The 23,888-nt window shown below is 44.7% G+C and carries 19 protein-coding genes; 17 read left to right on the forward strand and 2 right to left on the reverse strand.

Going from position 1 to position 23,888, the window contains the following annotated elements:
- Positions 1 to 18 precede the first annotated feature (18 nt).
- From WJR50_RS19435 to WJR50_RS19505, 15 genes are all read left to right on the forward strand, one after another.
- Positions 19 to 1,626: a sulfatase family protein gene (locus tag WJR50_RS19435; protein ID WP_341294978.1), complete on the forward strand. Its 1,608-nt coding sequence runs from the start codon at positions 19 to 21 to the stop codon at positions 1,624 to 1,626.
- Positions 1,627 to 1,747: 121 nt separating this feature from the next.
- The gene (locus tag WJR50_RS19440) at positions 1,748 to 3,028 is read left to right on the forward strand and encodes a mandelate racemase/muconate lactonizing enzyme family protein (RefSeq protein ID WP_341294979.1); all 1,281 of its coding nucleotides are present in this window, start codon (positions 1,748 to 1,750) and stop codon (positions 3,026 to 3,028) included.
- A 323-nt stretch (positions 3,029 to 3,351) separates the two neighbouring features.
- On the forward strand, positions 3,352 to 4,800 hold the full coding sequence (locus WJR50_RS19445) for a sulfatase family protein (protein ID WP_341294980.1): 1,449 nt from the start codon (positions 3,352 to 3,354) through the stop codon (positions 4,798 to 4,800).
- 157 nt (positions 4,801 to 4,957) lie between these two features.
- A complete protein-coding gene (locus WJR50_RS19450) occupies positions 4,958 to 5,689 on the forward strand; it encodes a DUF8692 domain-containing protein (protein ID WP_341294981.1) in 732 nt (243 codons plus the stop codon).
- A gap of 53 nt (positions 5,690 to 5,742) precedes the next feature.
- Entirely contained in the window at positions 5,743 to 7,104 is a 1,362-nt protein-coding gene (locus WJR50_RS19455; protein WP_341294982.1) for an arylsulfatase, read from the forward strand.
- Positions 7,105 to 7,154: 50 nt separating this feature from the next.
- Positions 7,155 to 8,984: a sulfatase-like hydrolase/transferase gene (locus WJR50_RS19460; RefSeq protein WP_341294983.1), complete on the forward strand. Its 1,830-nt coding sequence runs from the start codon at positions 7,155 to 7,157 to the stop codon at positions 8,982 to 8,984.
- Positions 8,985 to 9,189: 205 nt separating this feature from the next.
- Positions 9,190 to 9,798 carry an RNA polymerase sigma factor gene (locus WJR50_RS19465; RefSeq protein WP_341294984.1) on the forward strand — a complete coding sequence of 203 codons (609 nt, stop codon included), beginning with the start codon at positions 9,190 to 9,192 and terminating at the stop codon, positions 9,796 to 9,798.
- Between the two features lie 144 nt (positions 9,799 to 9,942).
- A complete protein-coding gene (locus tag WJR50_RS19470; protein ID WP_341294985.1) occupies positions 9,943 to 11,001 on the forward strand; it encodes a FecR family protein in 1,059 nt (352 codons plus the stop codon).
- Positions 11,002 to 11,054: 53 nt separating this feature from the next.
- Positions 11,055 to 14,510 carry a SusC/RagA family TonB-linked outer membrane protein gene (locus WJR50_RS19475; protein ID WP_341294986.1) on the forward strand — a complete coding sequence of 1,152 codons (3,456 nt, stop codon included), beginning with the start codon at positions 11,055 to 11,057 and terminating at the stop codon, positions 14,508 to 14,510.
- A gap of 35 nt (positions 14,511 to 14,545) precedes the next feature.
- Positions 14,546 to 16,069 (forward strand): RagB/SusD family nutrient uptake outer membrane protein, encoded by a 1,524-nt coding sequence (locus tag WJR50_RS19480; protein WP_341294987.1) that lies wholly within the window; start codon positions 14,546 to 14,548, stop codon positions 16,067 to 16,069.
- Positions 16,070 to 16,151: 82 nt separating this feature from the next.
- Positions 16,152 to 17,756 (forward strand): arylsulfatase, encoded by a 1,605-nt coding sequence (locus WJR50_RS19485; protein WP_341294988.1) that lies wholly within the window; start codon positions 16,152 to 16,154, stop codon positions 17,754 to 17,756.
- A 76-nt stretch (positions 17,757 to 17,832) separates the two neighbouring features.
- Positions 17,833 to 18,300 (forward strand): hypothetical protein, encoded by a 468-nt coding sequence (locus tag WJR50_RS19490; RefSeq protein WP_341294989.1) that lies wholly within the window; start codon positions 17,833 to 17,835, stop codon positions 18,298 to 18,300.
- Positions 18,301 to 18,446: 146 nt separating this feature from the next.
- A complete protein-coding gene (locus WJR50_RS19495; protein ID WP_341294990.1) occupies positions 18,447 to 19,208 on the forward strand; it encodes an MbnP family protein in 762 nt (253 codons plus the stop codon).
- Between the two features lie 81 nt (positions 19,209 to 19,289).
- Entirely contained in the window at positions 19,290 to 19,772 is a 483-nt protein-coding gene (locus WJR50_RS19500) for a hypothetical protein (protein ID WP_341294991.1), read from the forward strand.
- Positions 19,773 to 19,950: 178 nt separating this feature from the next.
- The gene (locus tag WJR50_RS19505) at positions 19,951 to 20,610 is read left to right on the forward strand and encodes a metal-dependent transcriptional regulator (protein ID WP_341294992.1); all 660 of its coding nucleotides are present in this window, start codon (positions 19,951 to 19,953) and stop codon (positions 20,608 to 20,610) included.
- Positions 20,611 to 20,848: 238 nt separating this feature from the next.
- Here the strand turns inward: WJR50_RS19505 and WJR50_RS19510 are convergent, their stop codons facing one another.
- Positions 20,849 to 21,091, reverse strand: a complete 243-nt coding sequence (locus WJR50_RS19510) for a hypothetical protein (RefSeq protein WP_341294993.1) — start codon at positions 21,089 to 21,091, stop codon at positions 20,849 to 20,851.
- Between the two features lie 132 nt (positions 21,092 to 21,223).
- Between WJR50_RS19510 and WJR50_RS19515 the strand changes: the two genes are divergently transcribed.
- Positions 21,224 to 21,682, forward strand: coding sequence for a hypothetical protein (locus tag WJR50_RS19515; protein ID WP_341294994.1), 459 nt, complete (start codon positions 21,224 to 21,226; stop codon positions 21,680 to 21,682).
- A gap of 20 nt (positions 21,683 to 21,702) precedes the next feature.
- On the opposite strand, the gene WJR50_RS19520 is transcribed toward WJR50_RS19515, so the two are convergent.
- On the reverse strand, positions 21,703 to 21,885 hold the full coding sequence (locus WJR50_RS19520) for a hypothetical protein (protein WP_341294995.1): 183 nt from the start codon (positions 21,883 to 21,885) through the stop codon (positions 21,703 to 21,705).
- A 557-nt stretch (positions 21,886 to 22,442) separates the two neighbouring features.
- Between WJR50_RS19520 and WJR50_RS19525 the strand changes: the two genes are divergently transcribed.
- Positions 22,443 to 23,759 carry a hypothetical protein gene (locus tag WJR50_RS19525; protein ID WP_341294996.1) on the forward strand — a complete coding sequence of 439 codons (1,317 nt, stop codon included), beginning with the start codon at positions 22,443 to 22,445 and terminating at the stop codon, positions 23,757 to 23,759.
- Positions 23,760 to 23,888 lie beyond the last annotated feature (129 nt).

Genomic DNA, 23,888 nt, shown 5'->3' on the forward strand with positions numbered 1-23,888 from the left:
TTTGAATAACCAACCTTTATGAAAGCTACGTTTCTTAATTTTTTCTCTGTAATTCTATCTGTAATTGTTTTTACAAGTTGTTCGGAAGAAGCCCCCAAAAAAAGACCCAATATCCTCTTTGCCATCAGCGATGATCAGTCCTTTCTGCATACCAGCTTTGCCGGCAGAAGCTGGGTACAGACGCCTGCTTTTGACCGGGTAGCCGGGAATGGCATCTATTTCGCCAACTGTTATGCGGGTTCTCCCGGCTGCGCCCCCTCCCGCAGTTCTATCGTCACTGGACGATACCACTGGCAGAACGAACAGGCGGGGCAGCACGCTTCCGGCTGGCTGAAAAAATATGTACCCTTCATAGATATGCTGGCAGCCAATGGTTATCATACCGGTCGTACCGGCAAAGGGGTAGGACCATTCAAATACGGAGAAGACCCACTTCGGGCAGAGGATGCGGCGGGCAAAGCATACAACGAAATCCGCTATGAGAAAGGAAGCCCCGAAGATGAGCGCTATGCGGATGACATCAATACCATTAACTACTTTGCCAACTTTCAGCAGTTTATGGGGGAAAGAAATGAAGATGAGCCTTTCTTCTTTTGGTATGGCGCTACTGAGCCTCACCGTTCCTACGAACTGGATTCCTGGAAGCGGCATGGCAAGTCGCTGGCCGATGTGGAGGTGCCGGAATTTCTGCCCGACAATGATACGGTAAGAGGCGACCTGCTGGACTATGCCGTAGAAATTGAGTGGTTTGACCTCCACCTGATGCGCATGATTGAGCATCTGGAAGAAATAGGCGAACTGGACAATACCATCATCATCGTCACTGCCGACAATGGGATGCCTTTTCCTCGTGCCAAAGCCAATGGCTATGAGTACGGCGTACACGTGCCCCTGGCCATCAGCTATCCCAGTGGTTTTCCGGCGGGCAGAACCGTAGAAGACCCGATCAGCTTTGTAGATCTGGCACCTACCATTCTGGAGCTTACCCAAACTTCTGCGGAAGGTATGCTGCCCATCTCAGGGAAAAGCATTACGAATATCCTTAAATCAGATCAGGAGGGCGTGGTAGATGAGTCCAAAAATTATGTGCTGGCCGGGCGTGAGCGGCATTCGTCTTCAAGATTTGCCAATGCCGGTTATCCGCAGCGCATCATGCGGCAGGGCCGCTACCTCTACATCTGGAATATGAAGCCCGAACGCTGGCCTGCCGGTGCACCTCAGCGCCTGGTGCCGGATTCCAGTGGTGCGGTTTATCCCATGTATGGCATAGACTCAGCTAGTGTGCACCATTCCGACTGGGCGTTTACCGACATAGATGCCTGCCCGACCAAGTCTTTTATTGTAGAGCATCATGATGAGGAGGGGCTTGAGAAATACTTTGAGTGGTCAGTAGGCAAGCGTCCTGAATACGAGCTGTTTGACATAGAAAAAGACCCGGACTGTCTCACTAATTTAGCCCAAGACCCTGAATTCTCCGGTATCAAAGAGCAGATGGATGCGCTGATGGTACAGGATCTGACCCTTACCGAAGACCCAAGAATCGTAGGACCGAATAAAGAGGTTTTTGATACCTACCTGCGCTACAGTCCGATGCGGGAATTTCCCAAGCCTGACTGGGCGATGTGATAAGCTGATTTAATATTACCCATCCTCAGAGTTTCTCACAGAGAACTCTGAGGGAGGCTAGGTATATAAAACCCTAAATTCAGAACTCTGAACTCTGAACTTTAAAACTAAGAACTATAACATGAACCGCCGTACATTTTTACAAACTTCAGGAAAAGGAGCTTTAAGCTTTATGGGCGCAAGTGTGTTACCGAATTTACTTCAAAAAGCCATTGCTGCTGTTCCCCCTCTACGTATTACGAAAGTGGAGACAGTCCGTTTTAGTCCCCAACTTCAGGTAGAGGGTAGAGGTATTCAGTGGATGTGGGTAAGGCTGCATACCAATGAAGGGATTATTGGCACAGGCGAGACCTATCCTTTCAATGAAGCAAGCGGTGCGGTGATCAAAGATCTGGAATGGCATAGTTGGGCAGGTAAATTATTGGGAAGTAACCCCCTGGAAATAGAGCAGACCTGGGAACGTATCTACCGTCAAAATGCCTATCATGTAACGGGAGGAGCGGAAATGCGGGCACTCTCCGCCATCAACCTGGCACAATGGGATATACTGGGTCAGGCAGCCAATATGCCGGTTTATCAATTACTGGGTGGGTCTGCCAATAAAGACATCAGGGTGTACAATACCTATACCAATGCCCGTAATATCAATGGGTGGACACTGGAAAATGATATGGAGAAGATCGCCAGCTTTTTGGTTGAGGAGGGAATTCAAACCATCAAATTCTGCCCTTTTGATATTGCCGGTTCCAGAACAAACGGAGAATACATTTCCAAAAAAGAAATAGAAGCTTCTCTGGACTGGATACGCCGGGTAAGAGATACGGTAGGTTACGAGCTGGAAATAGGCTGTGAGTTCCATAGCAAATGGAACCTGCCCAGTGCAGTGAGGATAGCCCAATCATTAGAGCCTTTTGAAATACTCTTTCTGGAGGATATGCTCCTTCAGGATAATATGCAGGCGTATGCGACATTGGCAGCAGAGACGCCTATTCCATTAGCGCTAAGTGAGCGTTTGGCCACTCGCTTCGGTTTCCGGGAAATGTTTGAAGCAAAGCTCGGTGGTATTGCCATGTACGACCTCACCTGGTGCGGAGGTATATCGGAGGGTAAAAAGATTTCAGACATGGCTAACACCTATTATGTGCCTACCATGATGCATACCGCCGGAGGGCCCATACTTTGGTATGCTTCAGTGCAGTTGGCAGCGGCTATCAGCAATCTTTTTTATGTGGAAAGTGTGCACCCCAACTGGAAAAACCGCTATCCGTACTTTTTTGAAAATGTACCCCAGGTCAATCAGGGAAGGGTGCAGCCACCCGAAGCATCCGGTTTGGGATTAGTTTTCAGAGAAGGCCTTTTTGAAAGTAATGATGTCATTGTGGAGACCATCGCTGAAGAATGAGTTCTTGTTAAGAAAAATAGATTGAACAGATGAAACACCTTCACTCAAGAGGGTTGTAAAAAAAGTACAAAAATGCTTTTCAGTACCGAGTCATAGCTAAGTCATATCTCAGTCATAGGAATGTCATATCTAAGTGAGAGACCAGTTCTGAGAAATGTGCAAACTCTATTCATGAAGCAAAAATGAATGCTCACTACTCAAGAGACTTGGTTATAAAAGGAAAATAGGAGGCAGGCATCATGTAGATTTCAATGATAATGGTCTGGAAAATCAAACAAAATCATGCATATTAAAAAGATATAGTCAGAACACGCTATATAAACATGAAACAACCTACTACAACAAGCTTTACCATTCAGCAACTCTTATTCAGTTTATTACTTCTCCCTCTGCTTTGGGGGTGTCAGCAAAACGACAGTTCCGAAGAAGCTGAGCAAACCAGCAGTGAGCCTCAGGGGCCGCCTAACTTCGTCATCATATTTGCCGATGACCTGGGGTATGGTGATCTGGGCGTATATGGGCATCCTACTATGAGAACACCTAATCTGGACCGGATGGCGGCCGAAGGGCAGCGGTGGACCAACTTCTACGTGGCCGCCAGCGTATGCACACCCAGCCGGGCCGCTATTATGACCGGGCGTTTGCCCGTAAGAAATGGAATGACCAGCAACAAAAGCAGGGTATTATTCCCCAACTCAATAAATGGCTTACCCCCTGGTGAAATTACCCTGGCGGAGCAGCTTAAAAAGGCAGGTTATGCTACAGCAGCAGTGGGTAAATGGCATCTCGGTCATCGTACTCAGTTTCTGCCTACCAATCAGGGCTTTGATACCTACTTTGGTATTCCCTATTCCAATGATATGGACAAAGTAGGCAATAGCAATTACAAAGAGTTACCGGATGACTCTATCCGTTTTGAAGATTATAATGTGCCCCTCATGCGGGATACTGCCATTATTGAACGTCCTGCTGATCAGAATACGATCACCAAAAGATATACGGAAGAGGCAATTGCTTTTATCAAGGAACATAAAGAAGAACCTTTCTTTGTCTACCTGGCGCATAATCTACCGCATATCCCTTTGTTTGCCTCAGCAGATTTTAAAGGAAAAAGTGAGCGGGGATTATATGGAGATGTACTGGCGGAAATTGATGATGGGGTAGGACAGATCATGACTACTTTAAGAGAAGAAGGCCTGGCAGAAAATACCATAGTCGTCTTTACCTCCGACAATGGTCCCTGGCTACCTTTTGAAACCCACGGAGGCAGTGCAGGATTACTCAGAGCCGGCAAAGGTACCACCTGGGAAGGAGGTATGCGCGAACCCTGCATCTTCTGGGCACCCGGCAGGATTGAGCCGGCAGTCATTACTGGCCTGGGCTCTACCATGGATTTATTCACTACCTTCAGTAATATGGCTGGGGTAACCATCCCTGATGATCGTATCATAGACGGAGTAGACCTGACTGCTACCCTGCTGGAAGGAGAACCCAGTCCACGTGAGGGAATTTTATATTATCGTGGTCCTGAAGTTTATGCCGCCCGACTGGGAGAGTACAAGGCGCATTACATTACCCAGGGAGAATACGGGCAATTTGGAGGAAAAGAAGAGCATGCTACGCCTCTGCTGTATAACCTAAGCCATGACCCTTCAGAGCAGTACAATATAGCCGAAGAGCATCCTGAAGTGATTGAAGAAATCAATGCTTTTGTGGAAGAGCATAAAGCAGATCTGGTAATAGGAGAAGATCAGCTGGCAGCCAGAGAGTAATCATTATTTTTATATATTAAGTTTTTCGTACCCATGATCCTGGAAAACGATTAGGTAATCAGCGTACCAGATGTATAGTTTGGGAAGTAGCTATAAGAAACATAAGGTATCGGGGTAGGTTATACTTTTTTAGCCTTATTCAACAGACCGTCAAATTATGGAATTAAGTCTACGCTACACGCCTCAAGAGGCTAGGAGATTGCTGTTTGGGCTCCTTATTATAGAAATGCTATTTGTAGTGGCATATATTATTACGCATATGACTGAGTCAATTTTTACGTATAGACCACTTCAAAGATTGTTTGACCTGGATGGAGACTTGTCCATACCTGCCTGGTTCTCTTCAGTTCAGTTGCTAACGGTGAGTGTGCTTTTATTCCTGCTTTCCCGTCAGGGTTTAGACAAGCATCCGCTTCCCAACTCACTATTTACCATTGGTGGTTTTATTTTCTTCTTTCTAGCACTGGATGAGGGGGTGGCTATACATGAACAGTTTACCGGGCTGGCTATCAGATTATCCTTTGACTGGATGTTGTTCAAAGGTAATCATGGAGCATGGATTACGGGTTATATGATGGTTGCCGTACCTGCTGTATGGATAGCAAGACCTTACATTAGAAAAGCATGGAAGTATTTTCGTTATGAGGCACAGCTTGCGCTCAGCGGAGTAGTAGTATTTGTAACAGGAGCAGTTGGTTTTGAAATCATAAGTTATTTGTTTTTAAGATCAGCGCAATCCTCAGCTTTGTATAAAACAGAAGTGATTTTTGAAGAATTTTTTGAGATGAGTGGCGTCAGTATCATTTTGTATGCTGTCTTACAGTTAGCTTATACTATATCCCACGAACAGCACCTAAGCAGCTTTAAACAGGCAAGCGCAGACTCATAAATTCAACTAAACCAACGTATTCTAAAGACACAACCTAAAACTATATCATATAAATGAAATTTAGAACAGTATTAACACTTAGTCATACGCTATTTGCTTTATTATATCTTGCCAATCAGGCCTTTAGCAAACCGCCCGATAGTACACCTAATATCATCTTCATCATGGCTGATGACCTGGGTTATGCTGATCTGGGCGCTTATGGGCAGGAACTGATACAGACACCCAATATTGATCAACTGGCTAGTGAAGGAGTAATGTTTACCCAGGTGTATGCCGGAAATACGGTATGCGCCCCTTCCCGCTCTGTACTGATGACTGGCCAGCATATGGGACATACTACAGTACGGGGTAATAGTTCACCCATAGTACAATCCGATGAAAATCCGCAGGGTAGAGTGCCTCTATTAGCTGAAGATGTTACAGTTGCGGAATTGCTCAAAGAGGCAGGCTATGTTACCGGCATGACTGGCAAGTGGGGATTGGGCGAACCCGGCACCACCGGAATCCCTACCCGGCAGGGTTTTGACGAATGGTTTGGCTACCTTAACCAGAGACGGGCACATAATTATTACACTGATTATTTGTGGAAAAACGAAAGCAGATATCCCATTCCTGAGAACGAAGGAGGACAGGAGGATGTATACTCCCATGATCTGTTCACCGACTTTGCGCTGGATTTTATAGATCGTCATCAGGATACTTCTTTCTTCCTCTATATTCCCTACACTATTCCTCATGACGAATATGAAGTGCCGGACACTGCTCCCTACAGCGATAAGGATTGGGAAGAAAATGAGATCATCTACGCCGCTATGGTAAGCCGCATGGACAGAGACGTAGGGCGTATCATGCAATCCCTTGAAGCGTTAGGGATAGATGAAAATACCATCGTCTTCTTTTGCTCAGACAATGGTGCGGCGCAACGTTGGGAGGGCAGGTTCAACAGTTCGGGCAAGCTCCGAGGCAGAAAGCGTGATATGTACGAAGGTGGCCTCCGTACGCCTATGATTGTCCATTATCCCGGACAGCTTCAGCCTCGTACCGACAGCAGCGCAGTATGGTATTTTGCCGATGTGCTGCCTACCCTGACCCACCTTGCTGGAGCAAAAACTCCTTCTGATGTGGATGGCATCAATGTATGGCCTGCGATAACTGGTCAGGAAAATTTACCTGATGACCGCTTCTTATACTGGGAGTTTTACGAAAGAGGATTTCAGCGGGCAGTAAGGTGGAAAAACTGGAAAGCGGTGCTTCCGGGAGTAGGGCAGGAGTGGGAACTGTACAATCTGAAAGAAGATGAAAGAGAAGAAAATAACATAGCAGAACAGCATCCTGAGGTAATCAACACCATCAAAGATTGGGTAGAAAAAAACACCACAAAAAGTCAGTATTGGTCTGCAAGTGCACAATAACATTTCGAGCTCATTAGACGAAGATATTTAACATTCAACAACCTAAGCTTATGAACAAGAGTATGTATTTTTTTGGAATGCTGACTTTGCTATTATTTACACTCTTTACAACGGAGGGTATGGCTCAGCAGCAGGACAGGCCAAACATTCTGTGGATCGTCAGTGAGGACAATAGTCCGCTTATTGGTGCTTATGGAGATGCGTTTGCCACCACCCCAAACATTGATCAGTTGGCAAAAGAAGGGGTTTTGTACGAGAATGCCTTTGCTACGGCGCCGGTATGTGCGCCTTCCCGCTCCACTCTCATCACGGGTGTATATCCTACCAGCATGGGTACGCAGCATATGCGCAGCACCTATCCCATACCGGAGATGATACAGTTTTATCCCAAATACCTGCGCGAAGCTGGATATTACACCAGCAACAATGTTAAAAAAGATTATAATACGGTTGACCAGCCGGAAGCCTGGGATGAGTCCAGCAATCAGGCAACTTACAAAAACAGGAAAGAAGGCCAGCCTTTTTTTTCAATATTTAACTTTACCACTTCTCACGAAAGCTCAATCCATGACTCACTGGTTGATTTGCGTCATGATCCGGAGCAAGTGCCTATCCCTGCTTATCATCCCCGTACGCCGGAGATGAAACACGACTGGGCCCAGTACTATGACAAGGTTGAAGACATGGATAAACAGGTGGGGCAGGTTTTACGGGAGTTGGAAGAAGCGGGCCTGGCTGACAATACCATTGTTTTTTACTACAGCGATCACGGCGGTGTGATTGGCAGAAGTAAGCGCTTTATGTATGAGTCGGGTTTGCATATCCCTCTGATCATTCGTTTTCCTGAGAAGTACAAGCATCTGGCTCCTGGCAATGCGGGCAGCAGCACCGACAGGCTGGTGACCTTTGTGGATTTTCCTCCCACCATTTTAAGGCTGGCAGGTGTGCCTATCCCTGATTATATGCAAGGAAAAGCTTTCTTGGGTGAACAGGAAGATGAACCCCGGGAGTATGCTTACAGCTTCAGAGGAAGAATGGACGAGCGCATTGATATGGTGAGGTCGGTACGGGATAAAAAATACCGCTACATCCGTAATTTTATGCCGCATAAGATATACGCTCAATACATTGAATACCTGTGGAGAGCACCCTCCATGAAATCCTGGGAAAGAGCTTATAAGGCAGGTGAACTCAACGAAGTGCAGTCCAAATTCTGGGAGACTAAGCCGCTGGAAGAACTGTACGATGTGGATGCTGACCCGGATAATGTGAAAAATCTGGCAGATGATCCTCAGTATGCTTCAGTGCTGAAAAAAATGAGAGAAGCCAATCAGGATTGGATGCTGGAAGTCCGGGATGTGGGCTTTGCCCCGGAAGCTATGATGGAAGAAATTGCTAAAAGGACCACCCTCTACGAGTTTGCCCGAAGCAAAGAATATCCTTTGAAAAAGATCATCAAAACCATTGATATGATTACTGAAAAGGATGTCAAAGGTATCATAAAACAGCTAAGTTCCAGCGAACCTATCGTTCGTTACTGGGCGGCTACTGCCTGTACCATTTTCGGGGAAGATGCCTCTTCAGCAGTTCCGGAATTGAAAGACCTGGTAAATGACGAGGAAGTGTCGGTAAGAATAGCCGCCGCAGAGGCCCTTTATCATCTGGGAGAAAAGGAAATTGCTGTTCAAACGCTGAATGATGCACTGAAAGCGGATAATGAAATGGCCAGGGTACAGGCCATTAATGTGCTGGAAACCATGGACGAAGATGCCAAACCAACCCTTGCTACTGTGAAAGGCTTATTGCCCGATAATGAGGAAAGCAGAAGCTACGATGTGAGAGCAGCCCGTAGACTGGTAGAAAAGCTGGAAAGTAATTAAAATTAAAGAAGTGAGTTTCAAGAAACACTTTATATAAAATATCTCTGAGGGTATGGGAAACAACTGAAGGCTTATTGTAAAGGCATTCGTATAAAAAATGTGTAAAACATGGGGATTTATTATCACATATCAAATTTTTATTTGAAATCATCCTTAGCTTTTAACATATTAAAAATAAGTTGTATTGGTAACCACTGCCAAACTCATGCCCTCATCAGTAAACACGCATAGCGATGCATATCTATGGAAACGCTTAAAACGAGGCGATAGGGAAGCTGTGAGTATTATATTTGACCAGTATATTTTACTCCTGTATAGCTATGGGCATAAATTCACCAGTAATCGTGAAGTAGTTGAAGATTGCATACAGGATTTGTTTGCTGAAATCTGGGAAAAGCGGGCTCGCCTGGGAGATACAGATACCATTAAGTTTTATTTATTCAAAAGCTTAAGAAGAAGAATCCTACGCTGCATCAAACAGGCTCAGCAGTGGGAGATTAGTGATGGAGTGGAGCATCACATTACTTCTTCTCAGGAGGATAAAATCATTTCTCAACAGCTCAGGGAAGAACAAATCAGACAACTCAATGAAGCCCTTCGTTCCCTGACCCGCAGGCAAAAAGAAGCTCTTTATTTAAAGTTTTACAACCGTTTCTCTTATGACGAAATCGCTGAGGTGATGGCTTTGAATAAGCGCACGGTTTACAATCTCATTTCTCAAGCCATCAGCAGCTTGCAAAAGGAACTAAAGTCTTCGCAGGATGTATTGTATCCGCTTTGGTGGCCGATTCTCCTAGGAATACTATTAGCATAATTGTAATAAAAAGTAAGTTTAGCTCGCACGAATACAAGTATTTTGTTTGATTGTTGATTGATCTGTAAATCTTATTTTTTCTCATAAAAAAACCGTGAGCTTTCTTCACTTCCCGCTTTTACTGTATAGCAACAACCTATTACTATGGATTATACAGGCTATACAGTCCATGACTTTGTGCTTGATGAGTATTTTCAGGAATGGGTCTTCCAGCCCAATCAGCAGAATACTTTGTTCTGGAAACAATGGTTACTCAAGCACCCTCAGCAGCAAAAAGATGTAGAGGAAGCAAAGCGTCTGTTACTTTCATTCTCTTTTGAACAGGCAGAAGTTTCGCAAGGAGAAATTGCTGATTTGAAATTTCGCGTACTTGAAAGTATTCCATCAAAACGGACTAAGCCACTTTACCTTCAAGCAGCTAAACCTCTCTATCTTAAATGGGCTGCCTCGGTAGCGGTTTTGCTTTCCCTGACTGCTCTTTTTTACTTTTTCCTGTTTCGTTCTTCGGATATGATTAAGTACCAGACTGGCTACGGAGAAATTGAAGAAATCATGCTGCCCGATGGGTCTCAGGTCACCTTAAATGCCAACTCTTCTATTCAGTATGATGCTGACTGGAAACATCAGGAAAGCAGAAAAGTCTGGCTGAATGGAGAAGCATTTTTTAAGGTAGTGAAAGATTCAACTAGCCAGGAAGCCTCATCAGCAAATAATACAGAAAGATCTGCTTTTGTGCCTCGTAAGTTTGAAGTACTGACCCATGAGATGCGTATTGAAGTGCTAGGTACGCAGTTTAATGTCCGTGCCCGCCATTCAGCTACTGAGGTAGTACTTCAGGAAGGTAATGTACAATTATCTCTACTGGATAACAGAGGGCAGCCAACCATAGCGATGAAACCAGGTGAAAGGGTAATTTATAGCAAACAAACCCTAAGTCAGCAGCTTGTTGAGCCCGAAAAATACCTCTCCTGGCGCCAGAAGCAACTCATTTTTGAAGATCAAACCCTGGCAGAAGTAGCTCAAACTATAGAAGATACCTATGGTGTACAGGTAGTTTTTGAAGATGAGCAGCTACAGCATCTGATCTTTAATGGAGTAGTACCTTCTGATAATGTAGAAATATTGTTGGAAGCATTATCAGGTATTTACCAGATGGAAATCAGCAGAGAAGAAGATGTTATCACTTTTCATCCAAGGAAATAAACGCTCAGCCATGCTGGGGAGTAGATTTTTAGATCAAATAAAACTGCAAAGTTATGAACAAACCCTTACACTACTTTTACGGCTGCCTTATAGGGGCTTTACTGCTCTTATCCGGCAGGCCCACAGAGGCGCAGGATCTGGCCTCGCTATCACGTTTACCGGCATCACCTCACGATGGCACAGTCGCAAACACCCCTGATCAGGGTGAAAAAAACAAATCTTTAAAGTCTGTCTTGTCTGAACTGGAAGTTGAACATGCTGTCTATTTTAACTATGATACCAAACTCATAGAAAATAAAGAAGTAAGTATAGAAAGGCTTCAGGAAGCACAACAGAATAAAGCACTGGAGGAAGTGATGAAAACATTCCTTGAGCCACTGCATCTGAAATTCAAAAAGCTTCAGGATGGCTATTACATGATTTACCAGGAGGCTGTGCTTCAACCTATCCAAAAAAAAGAGCCACAGACATCTACCTTCAAGCCCTCTACTGTAAATAGTCTGCAATCCATAGGAGCTTATCTGCCTATAATGAAATTGATGGCACAAACCATCTCCGGTACTGTCACGGATGAAGAGTCAGGCGAGCCTTTGCCGGGCGTAAATATTCTCGCTCAGGGCACCTCTCAGGGTACTGTAAGTGGTGTGAATGGAAATTATCGGCTCACCGTTGACGATGAAGTCACTACCTTGGTATTTTCTTCCATAGGCTATGTATCTCAGGAAGTAGCGATCAATGATCAATCTATCATCAATGTCAGCCTGAGTCCAGATGTACAGTCTCTATCGGAAGTAGTCGTGGTAGGCTATGGAACGCAGCAAAAAAGAGACCTGACCGGCTCGGTGAGTAAAGTGGAAGGTGAAAGTCTGGAAAATGTGCCTAGTGCAAGGGTGGATCAAATCCTACAGGGTAGAGCCCCCGGCGTGCAGGTAACCCAGGTAAGCGGTGAACCCGGCGCTGCTACCTCCATTCGGATCCGGGGAGGTAATTCCATCCAGGGTAATAACGAACCCCTATGGGTGATAGATGGAGTGATCGTAGGGCAGAATTTTGACCTGAACAATATTAATACCAACGACATCCAATCTATTGACATACTGAAAGATGCTACAGCTGTTTCCATTTATGGAACACGGGGTGCCAATGGCGTGATCCTGGTGACTACCAAAAATGGACAGGGAATCAAAGCAGGAAAACCGCAGGTATCCTTTAATATGTACTCTGGTGTACAAAACATGATAGAAACTGCTGATTTCTTAAATGGCCCCCAGCATGCCGAATATTCCAATGAAGATGCTGAATTCAGGAGTGCAGCGCTACCATTTCCTGACCTGAACACAGTACCCGACGTGAATTGGGTTGACCAGGTGACCCGCAGTGCACCTATCAATAATGTAGATGTATCGGTTTCCGGAGCTTCCGAAGATCGGGATATCAACTATTATATTTCCGGTAATTATTTCAACCAGGAAGGAATTATCCGGAATTCAGGTATTAAAAAGTATATTTTCCGTGCCAATCTGGATTATGATTTATCCGATAAAGTACGAACCGGTTTCCGGCTCAATGTATCACGATTAAGAAGAGAAAATAACAAAACAAGCATAGATCAGATTTTTAGGGATCACTTATCTGCTCGTGCCATCTATGACGATGAAGGAAGGTACACGGCAGAAAACCCCGTTTCGGCTTCCATACAGACGAACCCTGAAGCAGATATCGTTTTAAGAGATGATCATAGTTTTGTGACCAACCTCTTAGGAAATTTGTACCTGGAAGTAGAGCCTGTAAGCGATCTGGTGATCCGCACTACTTTTAGTCCTGAAATCAATGAGTTTAAGCGCAATAGGTTTAATCCCGGTGCTTTGCCCCAAAATTTCGTCATCAATGACGGAGGTGATGCCCGTATTGATACCCGCTCCAGTGTAGGCTACATTAATGAAAATACTATTTCTTATAAAAAGAGCCTGGGCTCAGATCATGAACTGAATCTGCTGGGAGGATTTACCTTACAGAAATATCAGGTAGAAGAAAACACTTCACAGGCGTTTCAGCTTTCCAACGACATCACCGGCTACAATAACCTGGCCTTCGGCTCTAACCCTAACCGAAATATCGTAGGCTCTGATTATGATGCTTTTCAACTGATCTCCTGGCTGGGAAGGGTAAATTATATCTTCCAGAGCAAGTATCTCTTCACCTTTGTAGGTAGAGTGGATGGCTCATCCCGTTTTGCTCCCGGCAATAAGTACGGGTTTTTTCCTTCAGGTGCGGTAGCCTGGCGCTTGTCAGAAGAGCCTTTTATTCAGGACTTAGGTGTATTTGATCAGCTTAAACTTAGAGCCAGCTATGGTATATCCGGTAGCCAGGCGATAGAATCTTTCCGAACACTTGCCCTGCTGGACAATGCCAATACCACTTTCAATGGATCGGAGCAGGCCGGAGTGACCCTCGGAAGACCGGCTAATGATGAACTGAGGTGGGAAACCACTCATCAGTTTGATATCGGTCTGGAAGCTTCTTTCCTGGAAGGCAGACTTTCTTTTGAACTGGACTATTACAACAAAAGAACAGAAGACTTACTGCTGAATGTGCAGATTCCCCGCCAGACCGGTTTCGTAAGCCGCCTGCAAAACCTGGGAGAAATGAAGAATACAGGACTAGAGTTTATTCTGAACAGTGTAAACGTATCCCGAAATGACTGGCGGTGGTCAAGCATGCTTACGCTTTCCGGTAACAGAAACGAAGTGGTGGACCTGGGAGGTGTTGACCTGATTGACGTGGTAGACCCTTCTGCTACCGGGCAGGGTGGCCCCGGTGGTCGCTTAATCGTGGGAGAAGCTGCTCCGGTATTTGTCGGCGTGAATTATCTGGGTACCTGGAAGTCGCAGGAAGAAGTTGATGCTTCCGGGCAGGTCGGTCAGGATGTGGGTGGCCCCCGCTTTGGAGATACCAATGGAGATCAGCAGATTACAGAAGATGATTTCATCGTATTAGGAAGCCCGCAACCGGATTTTATTTACGGTTTTCAGAACACAGTCTCTTACGGAAACTGGAGTCTTGACTTTTTCTTTCAGGGTACTTATGGCAATGAAGTGTTTAACAGCCTGACCCAAACAGCTTTCTTCGGAAGAGCGGAAAGAACCAAATACGCGGAGACATTAGATCGTTGGACTCCCGAAAACCCTGACTCGGACATACCCCGGGCAGGAGCCGTAGCGGCTTTATCAGAAATCAAAAATAATTCTGAAATGATAGAGGATGGCACCCACATGCGACTCAAAAACCTGAAACTGACTTACAACCTACCAGTGCAAAACTGGGGTTTAAATGGCTTCAAAAGCATAAGTGTATACTTTACAGGGACGAACTTATTTGTGTTGTCTGACTTCAGATTGAAAGACCCTGAAACCAGTATGTTTGGTAGAAGTAATGTGGCGCTTGGTTTTTCTGAAGGTGAATATCCCAGTGCAAGGATATTATCGCTTGGCATTAAGGCCGTACTTTAAGTCAGTATTTTTAAAATGAATAATCCAGAATAGTGATGAAAAAACTTATATATAATTCACTCCTGAGCTTGTTGATGGTATTTACTTTTACAAGCTGTGAGGATTTCCTGGCCGAAGAGCCACGACAAATCGTTTCTCCTTCCAACTTTTTTAATTCAGCATCGGAAGTGCAGTCGGCGGTCAACGGACTGTACAATATCTACAAAAGTAATGCGCTACATTCTAAAATCGGCCTGGACAGGTTTTATGAAAATGGAGCCGATGTCATCGGACCCAATCGTGAGTTTGGGCAGGTAGAACCCATACAAAACTATACTCTGAATGAAGGAAACGCAGGCGATATCTCCCAGGGAGGTGGTGCTCCTATTACCTGGCAGGATCTCTACCGGATCATCCAGAATGCCAATATCATTCTGGCCAATGTAGAAGGGAATGAAGATATCAGTGCAGAGAGTAGAGATCAGTTTGTAGGTGAGACATTGTTCCTGAGAGCTTATGCCTACTACCACCTTACCAATCTGTGGGGAGATGTGCCTTACTTCAGAGATGTGCTTCCCATTGAGGAGATCAGGATATTGGGGCGTACCGATGTCAATGAAATACGTAATGAACTGCTACAGGATTTACAGACTGCCCAGGATCTCCTGCCTGATAGCTACGGCGACAGCGAATTGGGTAGAGCTTCTAAATGGGCAGCGGCAACAGTGATGGTAAAAATTTACCTGCTTCAGGAAAACTGGCAGGGTGCACGGGATAAGGCAGTTGAAATCATCAACAATTCTCCTCACCGTCTGCTGGAAGATTATGCTGCAGTGTTTGCTCCTGATAATGAGTATAATGATGAAGTCATCTGGGCCATTGATTTTGTAAAAGATATCAACCAGGATGACTGGCCTGATCATTTTACGCCCAGGATACGCGACGAACCCCAAAACAGCGATGAAAGACCTGCCCTGAGTGAGGCGCTTAGCCAGAGAAGTGAAGGCTTTACCGGCTATGGACTGGCGATTCCTCTTCCCGACTATGTGAATGAGTTTCCCTTGGATGATTTGAGAAGGCCGTCCAATATTGTGGAGAGCTATCTTGGGTATGACCTCAACTTTCCCTATATGCCCAAGATGTGGAACCTGGACCAGATTAATTCTCCCCGGGGTAACCACGGTGACAATAAAATTATCTTCAGGATGGCAGATGTCTATCTGATGGCTGCCGAGGCGGAGAATGAACTTAATGGCCCGGCTGATGCCTATCAGTATATTAATCAGGTAAGGGAGCGGGCTTATGAGCCAAATCAGCCGGTGTCAGGCTTGTCGCAGCAGGCTTTCCGGGAAGCCATTTATGATGAAAGACGCTGGGAACTGGGAGGTGAAGGCCATAGGCGATTTGATCTGATTCGCTGGGGCATTCTGATGGATGTGGTACAGAATACGGAGTATAGGATTTATAATCCTGCCGCTAACATTCAGCCTCATCATGTATTGCTGCCTATTCCGGTGGAAGAGTTGCGGCTTAATCCTGCTTTACTGGAATCTGACCCTACCAATAACGGATATAGATAAAATCTGCTTATCTTCTTGGCTAAAGTTACTTTATGTTTTGATGACATGGAGTACCTTTAGTTTAGTATGAAAACCTATTACTATGCAACGCCTGTCTCTAGCCTATTTTCTTTCGTTTAGCCTACTCATATGGAGCGGATGTTCCTCTCTTAAAGAAGAAGCAACAGCCACAACTGCTTCTGAAAAGCCCAATATTATCCTCATTATGGCTGATGATATGGGATATTCTGATCTGGGCTGCTATGGCTCGGAAATCAATACGCCTAATCTGGACCGTCTGGCGGCCGAAGGCATGCGGATGACACAGTTTTACAATACTGCCAAATGTACCGAAACTCGTGCTACCTTACTCACCGGCCTGTATCATCAGCAGACCGATAACCTCAATCGTACAGATAATAACGTTACCCTTGCGGAAGTACTGAGAGAAGGCGGCTACCAGACGATATTAAGTGGAAAGTGGCATCTGGGTCACTGGCAGGAAGAAAGAGATACGCCTAACCAACGTGGGTTTGATCATTACTTTGGTTTCTTATGCGGAGCTATCGATTTTTTCACCGGCCTTGACTATGGCTCAGGCGTTAATTATATGCGCAAAGACACGGTGGAATATGAAGCTCCGGAAGACTTTTATGCGACTGATGCCTTTACCGAATATGCCATAGAAGAAGTAAGCCAGGCTTCTCAGAACGAACATCCATTCTTTCTGTATCTGGCCTATAATGCTCCACATTATCCACTGCAGGTACATGATGAGTATATTCAAAAATACGAAGGAATATACGATATAGGGTGGGATAGTCTGAGAACTGCCAGATACCAGCGAATGCAGGAAATGGGCATTGTGCATGCTGACTGGGCACTGACTCCCCGGGATAGCATTGCCCCGGCATGGGCGAGCCTGAGTCCGGCGCAAAAGGAAGAAGAACAGCTCTTGATGGCTACCTATGCGGGCATGATTGACCGCCTGGATCAGCAGATTGGCTTGCTCCTTGACCAACTGGATAAACTGGGCATTGCTGAGAATACGCTGGTGATGTTTATGTCGGATAACGGAGGCTGCCCTTATGATGCCAACCGCACCCCTAATGTGGCACCGGGACCGGAAGAATCTGCCAGAACCTATGATACCGAATGGGCGCAGGCTTCCAACACTCCTTTCCGTAAGTATAAACAATGGATACATGAAGGGGGCATTTCCAGTCCGATGATTATCCGCTGGCCGGAGAAAGTAGAAGCCAATACTTTTTCAGATAGCCCGGGGCAGATTGTAGATATTATGCCTACCTTGATAGAAGTGGCAGGAACTACGTATCCGCAAGGCTATCAGGGACGAAACTTACTGCCGCCGGAAGGTATGAGCCTGCTGCCGATTTTTGAAGGCAATTCACTCAGCAGAGAGAAACCCATGTTCTGGGAATACCGGGGCAGCAGAGCCATCCGGGAGGGCGACTGGAAACTGGTAGGCGAAAGGGGAAGAGGGTGGGAATTATACGATCTCTCCCAGGACCGCTCGGAGATGAATGATCTGTCTGCTCAGTACCCCGAGCGCGTTTCAGCCATGATTTCCAAATATGATCAATGGGCAGAACGAATAGGTGGGAAGACCACAGAAGAAGCCATAGAAATGCCTGTCAATCAGCAGGATCGTTATCTTTACGAAGATGAGAAAGCACAAGCTGAATAAGCAAAGAAAGTAGATTGCCGAAATTTGTTGATCAACGAAAGTTTAGATTCAGATACAGAGACTCAATTATTATTTGATGAAAGCCCTTGATGTCTGCCAGGCATTAAGGGGGTTGTTTTTGGGGAGTGAAGCCACTAAGATATTGCAAATATGTCCTGTCTCCTCTACATTTACGACCATGCGAAGATTCCTGTCATTAGGTCTGATCTGGATTGTAGTCCTCAATGCGATGTCATTGAGTGTGGTGCAGCTGAGCTTTGAGCTGAACAGGGACTATATTGCCGAGTTTCTTTGTATAGAAAGAGAAAAAGAGATCAGCGTTTGCCGTGGTATCTGCTTTCTTAAAGATAAACTCAAAAAGGCAGAAGACCAGCAGGAACAGAACCAGATGTCGCACGGTATTTTTGCGGTCTTCTATACGTCTTCCTATTGGGAAAATATCTTCCTGACGCCTGAAGCGCCCAGCATTATTTTTTCTACTTTCCAGGAAAATCTGCACGCAACCTCAGTAACTGAGCTGTTTTTCCACCCTCCCCGCGCATAGCGTGCATTCTTCCCTTTACGATTTGTCAACCTTTAAGCGCGTGAAGTGTAGCAGCTTGCCTAAACCGTTAAGCTATATATTCAGCAGCTTTAAAATGAAATGTCTGACAGATTCGTTTACCTATTACACATTCAAATTTTATCAAGATGAAGTATATCAACATCATCACCTCTTTCCTGCTGTTGCTGGGCTTAAGCAGTTGCCAGGAAGAAGCTCCTGACGATATGGTGCAAGGGGCTATACTTACCCTTGACCTTAGCCACCTGGTAAATGGTGAGCAGTTATTGTTCAATACCCAGACTTATACCAACGCTTCCGGAGAAAGCTTCGTAGTGCAGGATTTTAAGTATTACCTCAGCAATATCAAGCTCAGGAATACTTCTACCGGAGCGTTTTACCTGGAGCCATACAGCTATCATCTGGTGCGTCCTGTAGAGGGAGAAGCTTTTCAGATTCAGATAGACAACATCCCTGCCGGAGCGTACAATGAAGTGGAATTTGCCATCGGCGTAGACAATGCCGCCAATACCTCTACCGACAAAGTAGGGGCGCTGGACCCCAGCAATGAGATGGCCTGGGACTGGAATACCGGCTATAAATTTCTGTTGATGGAAGGGCAGTTTGGTGAGTCAGAAGATAATATGAATGATGCTTTTGTTTACCATATCGGCGGTGACCCAAATTACCGGGTACTGAAATTCAGCCTTAGCCAGCTTGGTCTTTCCACCCTGAACCTGGAAAATAACAGTACGCAAAGCTTAGCGATTGAAGCCGATGTAGCGGCTATCTTTGCCGGGCCTAATGCGGTGAGTTTTGCGGAGTATCCGGTGGTCATGCATGATCCTTTTTCCCAAAGTGTAGCTGATAATTATGCTGCCCATATGTTTGAGATTACCGCTGTTGAATAATCATATCTCATGAGATTTTATTATCATTCTATTGAACTGTTATATACAACCTTAAAAGCACTTGCCATACTAGCTATTACCATGAAACAGATTACTTATCTCATCATAATAAACCTGCTCATCATGAGCTGCCAGCCTTCTTCTTCCGAAACCGATGAGAAGTATGCTCGGGCCCAGGAGATTTACCAGGAAGCCATAGCGGTGCATGATGAAGTGATGCCGCGTATGGATGAGATCATGCGTTTAAAAAGTTTATTGAATGAGCGCATTGAGGGGCTGCAACAGAAGGGAGAGGAGATAAACACAGACTCACTTCAGCACATGCAGGAAATCGTGCAAAAACTGGAAGAGGCCGATGAAGCCATGATGCAGTGGATGCGCAACGTTAAGCAGGTACCTGAGGTAGAGAAGGAGCCATCCGCAGATGCTGAAACTGCCCGGCTCAGCGATACTACCAATCTTATCCAGGTGCAGCAGGAGCAGAAAGCCGCCATAGAGCATGTAAAAACGCAAATGGAAAGCAGCATCAAGGAAGCCCGCACTTTTCTCGTATTACCGGAATAATCCTGTCGCCCACGCTTTCACAGTTTCATCTCAGCCCCGGTTTGTGAGACCGGGCTCTGGCGGCACGGGGTGCCCTGCACAAACCGGAAGCTTAGTCTGCCGGTACTGCCAAATAAATATAAGCGCTGCTCACTAGTCTTTCTGATTTGATTATCTTTGCCCTATCAAAACATCAGGCATGTATTCAAAGACGGAAGAAGATTATCTGAAAGCAATATATCATTTCACCGGGCAGGAGGATGAAAAAGTAGGCACCTCTACTTTGGCGGAGCATCTCTCCAATAAGCCAGCCTCGGTAACGGATATGTTGAGAAAACTATCGGAGAAAAAACTGATCAACTATAAAAAGTCTCATGGCGTTACCTTGACCGACAAAGGAAAGCGGGTGGTATTGCAGGTGGTACGCAAGCACCGCATCTGGGAAGTCTTTCTCGTGGAGAAGCTGAAGTTTGGTTGGGAAGAAGTGCATGTCATTGCCGATCAGTTGGAGCACGTACATTCCGAACTACTCATCAATAAGCTGGATGATTTTTTGGGCAATCCTGAGTTTGATCCGCATGGTGATCCTATTCCCTCCAAGGATGGCGTATTGCCGGAGGCCATTACCCTTCCGCTATCAGAAATCTCCCCCGGACAAAGCATCACTTTTGTCTCGGTAGCCAGCGATCAGGCGGCTCTGCTGCAATACCTGGACAAGATACGTCTGCGCATAGGAGATACTCTGCACGTGCTGGAGAAAGAAGTGTTTGACGGCAGCGTGAAGCTGAAAATTCATGATGAAGAAATACAGGTCAGCCACAAAGTAGCCGAGCACGTGCTGGTCAAGCAGTTGAAGTAGAAGTACCTTATAAGATCTGCCACCCTGAACAAATTATACTACACTTCCTCAGCGTCACCTGTAAGGGACGCTGAGCGTCAAGCACAGACCTCAGTGTCCTTTATGACAATTCTATTGCGGGTGACAATGAGTGAGTGGAATGCTTGAGCTTTCAAGTCTATGCATAGGCTGTAAATCCTTCAGCATCTTTTAGGAGAGTTCCACTGGGGTAGTATTAAGCGGGAGATACTGATGGGGGTTAGAAAGCGATATTGATATTGCTCAGGTAGGGGTGCAGCTTTTTGGTGTCCTTGAAGATATCTATAGACTCAACTTTCATGTCTTCCTGAGAATCAAATCTTATTTCTATGTAGTGATCAAAAAGGTAGTATAGCTTTTGAAGATATCTGCCATCTTTATGAAAAGCTAAATATAGCCCATGCTGCTTTACAAATTCTGCTCTGTCAATAATAGCTAAACTCAGTAGGTAATTGATCAACATTATGCATAGGGTGTAGTACGGCCTTTAGGAATCAAATCAAAAAAATGAAAGATATGTAAATCTTATGTAATATTTAAATGATATATTATTACTTTTTAAGTTGATGAAATCAACGATTACCGCACAGAAAATATGCATACTATTCATGTAGAGAATTTTCATATGAATCCTGAAAAGTTAAACGGGGTCATTTTGGAAAAATCCAAAGGGATCATACATATTGAACTAAAAGATGTATCTGTACACGCACATTATGAGAATAATCAGAGTGCAGTTGCGGTATATCATGTAATATGGGACTCCCTTTACAAGCAAAGCTTACTCTGTGAAGAATTTAGAAAAGAGACTCTGTTTTATTGCCCTACTGCCGAGCCAGGATCAAACAAAGGTGACGCGATTGTTCGTTTAGACGCTGTTCAGTATTTAGAAGAGCAGGAGTCAGAAAAGGAGGAAGAATTGCCAAAACTCCAGTTCAAGTTCAAACCCAGGGGAAAGGCATACATGCTTAGCATAGCAACAGATACAGAAGCACGACTGGTACTCAACTATTATTTTAATTCACACTTTGGAGGATTTAATTTGATGATATGAAAACGGAAAAATTTCCTCAGCTATACCTCCTCAGCGTCACCTGTATACCTCAGCGTCCTCTGCCCCAGTGGAGCTGCCCCAGTGGAGCTGCCCCAGTGGAGCTGCCCCAGTGGAGCTGCCCCAGTGGAGCTGCCCCAGTGGAGCTGTCCCAGTAGCACTGCCCCAATGGACCTGCGGGTGACACTGAGTGAGTGGTATAGCATATGTATTGGCTATGTAAGAAAAACCGAACAGGTGTAGACTTTGAAAGGGCAAGGGGCAGCGTTGCACAGTCTTTCCTGCCTGGTCAGAACTGATATTTTGGTGCTGCAATGTAATATTTGACCAGGCAGATGTCATTGTGTAGTACTGCAAAATGATTTATTCAACGGTTTAAGTCTTTGTGCACCAGCTACACAATCAATCATTGACGCCAATAAGTCTTTTTGCCGGCCTGCACAAACAGTTTTGCAGAGGAGCGAAATGTAAGGAAATCTCTCCTCAGACATATTTAATCCGCAGACCAAAGCAAGCAGTAGTCAATATAGGAGGTAGGTTTTGCGCAAAAAGTAAGGCTTTTAATCCTCCTCAGTGTTACGCGCAGGTTCACTGGGACAGAGAACACTAAGGGATGAATAGCAGCACCCCTCTCTGATTTATATTACTTGAAAAGATATTTTATCTATATTGAAAGTGAGTTACTTCAAGCTGATATGAAGGAGGAAGAGGTAGTCACACATAGGCTCTAACTCGCTGTTAGGGGCAATTCAAACTACATACCATGATAAAACATTTCCATACAATAGCCTTAATTCTGCTACTCACCGCTTTTTTCGGTTGCTCTCAGCCTACAGATAAATTTCCACACTTTTCTTCCGATCAGGATACCTTGCTCATTGCTACCACACTACATAAGGGGACTGGTAAATTTGAAAGAACTTTCAGTCCTCTACAATTCAATGAGATCAGTAAGCTTACGTATCCTCTAAAATTACCTAACAACTTGATTGATATTAAGCACGCTACCAAGATTGTAGATGGTGACGTTGCCTGGTACAGACGACACAGGAATGATGAAGGACTTGAATTACCCCCTTTTATTATAGAGGCTATTTCAGCTAATACTTTAGATACTACTCAACTGCCCAGCGAGGAACAAAACATAATTGACATCATTACTGGGGTGCGTGATTCTGTTCAGGTATTCGTATTAGATGAAAATAACAATCAGGACTTAACCGATGATACCGTTCGTATCTATCAGCCGATGAACTGGCGTTCCAACGAAAACCTGATAAAATCAGTATTTTACCGGTATAACGGTGAAAAAATAATTGAAGACTCTACCTGGGTTAAGGTCGGAACCTTGGGTTCAAATCCCATGCTTTTCCTGGGGGTTGCGGAATATGTAACAGCTGATTTCTATCTGAATAATCAATTCTATCAATTAGGCACCGCTGACTTCCAAGCCTCCTTTACTTATGACTATCGGCAACCTACATTGGTTTTATTAAAACAAGACTCGGTCAGAAAAGACTCGGTCGGAAAAGACTCGGTCTATCTGAGAGACATTCTTTATCCCAATGAATTTGTGCGCTTAAATGATGCGTACTACCAGATCCATAAGGTCTCAAAGTATGGTGATTATATTACCTTAATCAAGGAGGAAGACTTCAGCACTAAAACCGAAACTCAAATAGGAATCAAGGCACCTGATTTTACGGCCATTACTACTGCCGGAGATACAATTATAAGTGCCAATATGCATGATAAACCTATGCTAATTGCTAACTCATGTGAATGTGGTGGTGACATGGGATCATTAACTGCTTACTATGAAATTGAAAAGCAATATGGGAACAAGGCACATATTATCCATATTGATTCGGGGATGCCAGAAGTAGATAATAATGAAGGTATCCATATTGAAATGGAAGATGCCCCTAATAGAAATCTCTATAATCAGTTCAGAAAAACCTACTGTTCAAGAGTCTGCTATGTGATAGATGTAAATAACACTATCATAGATAAGTTCTTTATTACTGATTGGAAAGATGCTTTACCAAAAGTTTTGAATTCTGAAAGGGAGATGATATAAAAAGCCTCTAACATTTGCTATCCACAATCAGGTATAAAATTTGAGTCAGATCTTTTTGATGCTCCAAGTGGCCATGATGAATCACAAATCGCAAACAAGCTCCTGGTCTGATGGCTAGCCGTGCGGTTA

Source organism: Catalinimonas locisalis, from assembly GCF_038039535.1.
Lineage (GTDB): Bacteria > Bacteroidota > Bacteroidia > Cytophagales > Cyclobacteriaceae > Catalinimonas.

What these genes read in the sequence shown, in the direction of transcription:
- WJR50_RS19470 (WP_341294985.1), top strand. Translation starts at nt 9,943, where the DNA reads ATGGATTATACAGGCTATACAGTCCATGACTTTGTGCTTGATGAGTAT.
- WJR50_RS19455 (WP_341294982.1), top strand. Translation starts at nt 5,743, where the DNA reads ATGAAATTTAGAACAGTATTAACACTTAGTCATACGCTATTTGCTTTA.
- WJR50_RS19505 (WP_341294992.1), top strand. Translation starts at nt 19,951, where the DNA reads ATGTATTCAAAGACGGAAGAAGATTATCTGAAAGCAATATATCATTTC.
- WJR50_RS19465 (WP_341294984.1), top strand. Translation starts at nt 9,190, where the DNA reads ATGCCCTCATCAGTAAACACGCATAGCGATGCATATCTATGGAAACGC.
- WJR50_RS19485 (WP_341294988.1), top strand. Translation starts at nt 16,152, where the DNA reads ATGCAACGCCTGTCTCTAGCCTATTTTCTTTCGTTTAGCCTACTCATA.
- WJR50_RS19525 (WP_341294996.1), top strand. Translation starts at nt 22,443, where the DNA reads ATGATAAAACATTTCCATACAATAGCCTTAATTCTGCTACTCACCGCT.
- WJR50_RS19480 (WP_341294987.1), top strand. Translation starts at nt 14,546, where the DNA reads ATGAAAAAACTTATATATAATTCACTCCTGAGCTTGTTGATGGTATTT.
- WJR50_RS19495 (WP_341294990.1), top strand. Translation starts at nt 18,447, where the DNA reads ATGAAGTATATCAACATCATCACCTCTTTCCTGCTGTTGCTGGGCTTA.
- WJR50_RS19515 (WP_341294994.1), top strand. Translation starts at nt 21,224, where the DNA reads ATGCATACTATTCATGTAGAGAATTTTCATATGAATCCTGAAAAGTTA.
- WJR50_RS19450 (WP_341294981.1), top strand. Translation starts at nt 4,958, where the DNA reads ATGGAATTAAGTCTACGCTACACGCCTCAAGAGGCTAGGAGATTGCTG.
- WJR50_RS19490 (WP_341294989.1), top strand. Translation starts at nt 17,833, where the DNA reads ATGAAAGCCCTTGATGTCTGCCAGGCATTAAGGGGGTTGTTTTTGGGG.
- WJR50_RS19520 (WP_341294995.1), bottom strand. Translation starts at nt 21,885, where the DNA reads ATGCTATACCACTCACTCAGTGTCACCCGCAGGTCCATTGGGGCAGTG.
- WJR50_RS19435 (WP_341294978.1), top strand. Translation starts at nt 19, where the DNA reads ATGAAAGCTACGTTTCTTAATTTTTTCTCTGTAATTCTATCTGTAATT.
- WJR50_RS19510 (WP_341294993.1), bottom strand. Translation starts at nt 21,091, where the DNA reads ATGTTGATCAATTACCTACTGAGTTTAGCTATTATTGACAGAGCAGAA.
- WJR50_RS19440 (WP_341294979.1), top strand. Translation starts at nt 1,748, where the DNA reads ATGAACCGCCGTACATTTTTACAAACTTCAGGAAAAGGAGCTTTAAGC.
- WJR50_RS19460 (WP_341294983.1), top strand. Translation starts at nt 7,155, where the DNA reads ATGAACAAGAGTATGTATTTTTTTGGAATGCTGACTTTGCTATTATTT.
- WJR50_RS19445 (WP_341294980.1), top strand. Translation starts at nt 3,352, where the DNA reads ATGAAACAACCTACTACAACAAGCTTTACCATTCAGCAACTCTTATTC.
- WJR50_RS19500 (WP_341294991.1), top strand. Translation starts at nt 19,290, where the DNA reads ATGAAACAGATTACTTATCTCATCATAATAAACCTGCTCATCATGAGC.
- WJR50_RS19475 (WP_341294986.1), top strand. Translation starts at nt 11,055, where the DNA reads ATGAACAAACCCTTACACTACTTTTACGGCTGCCTTATAGGGGCTTTA.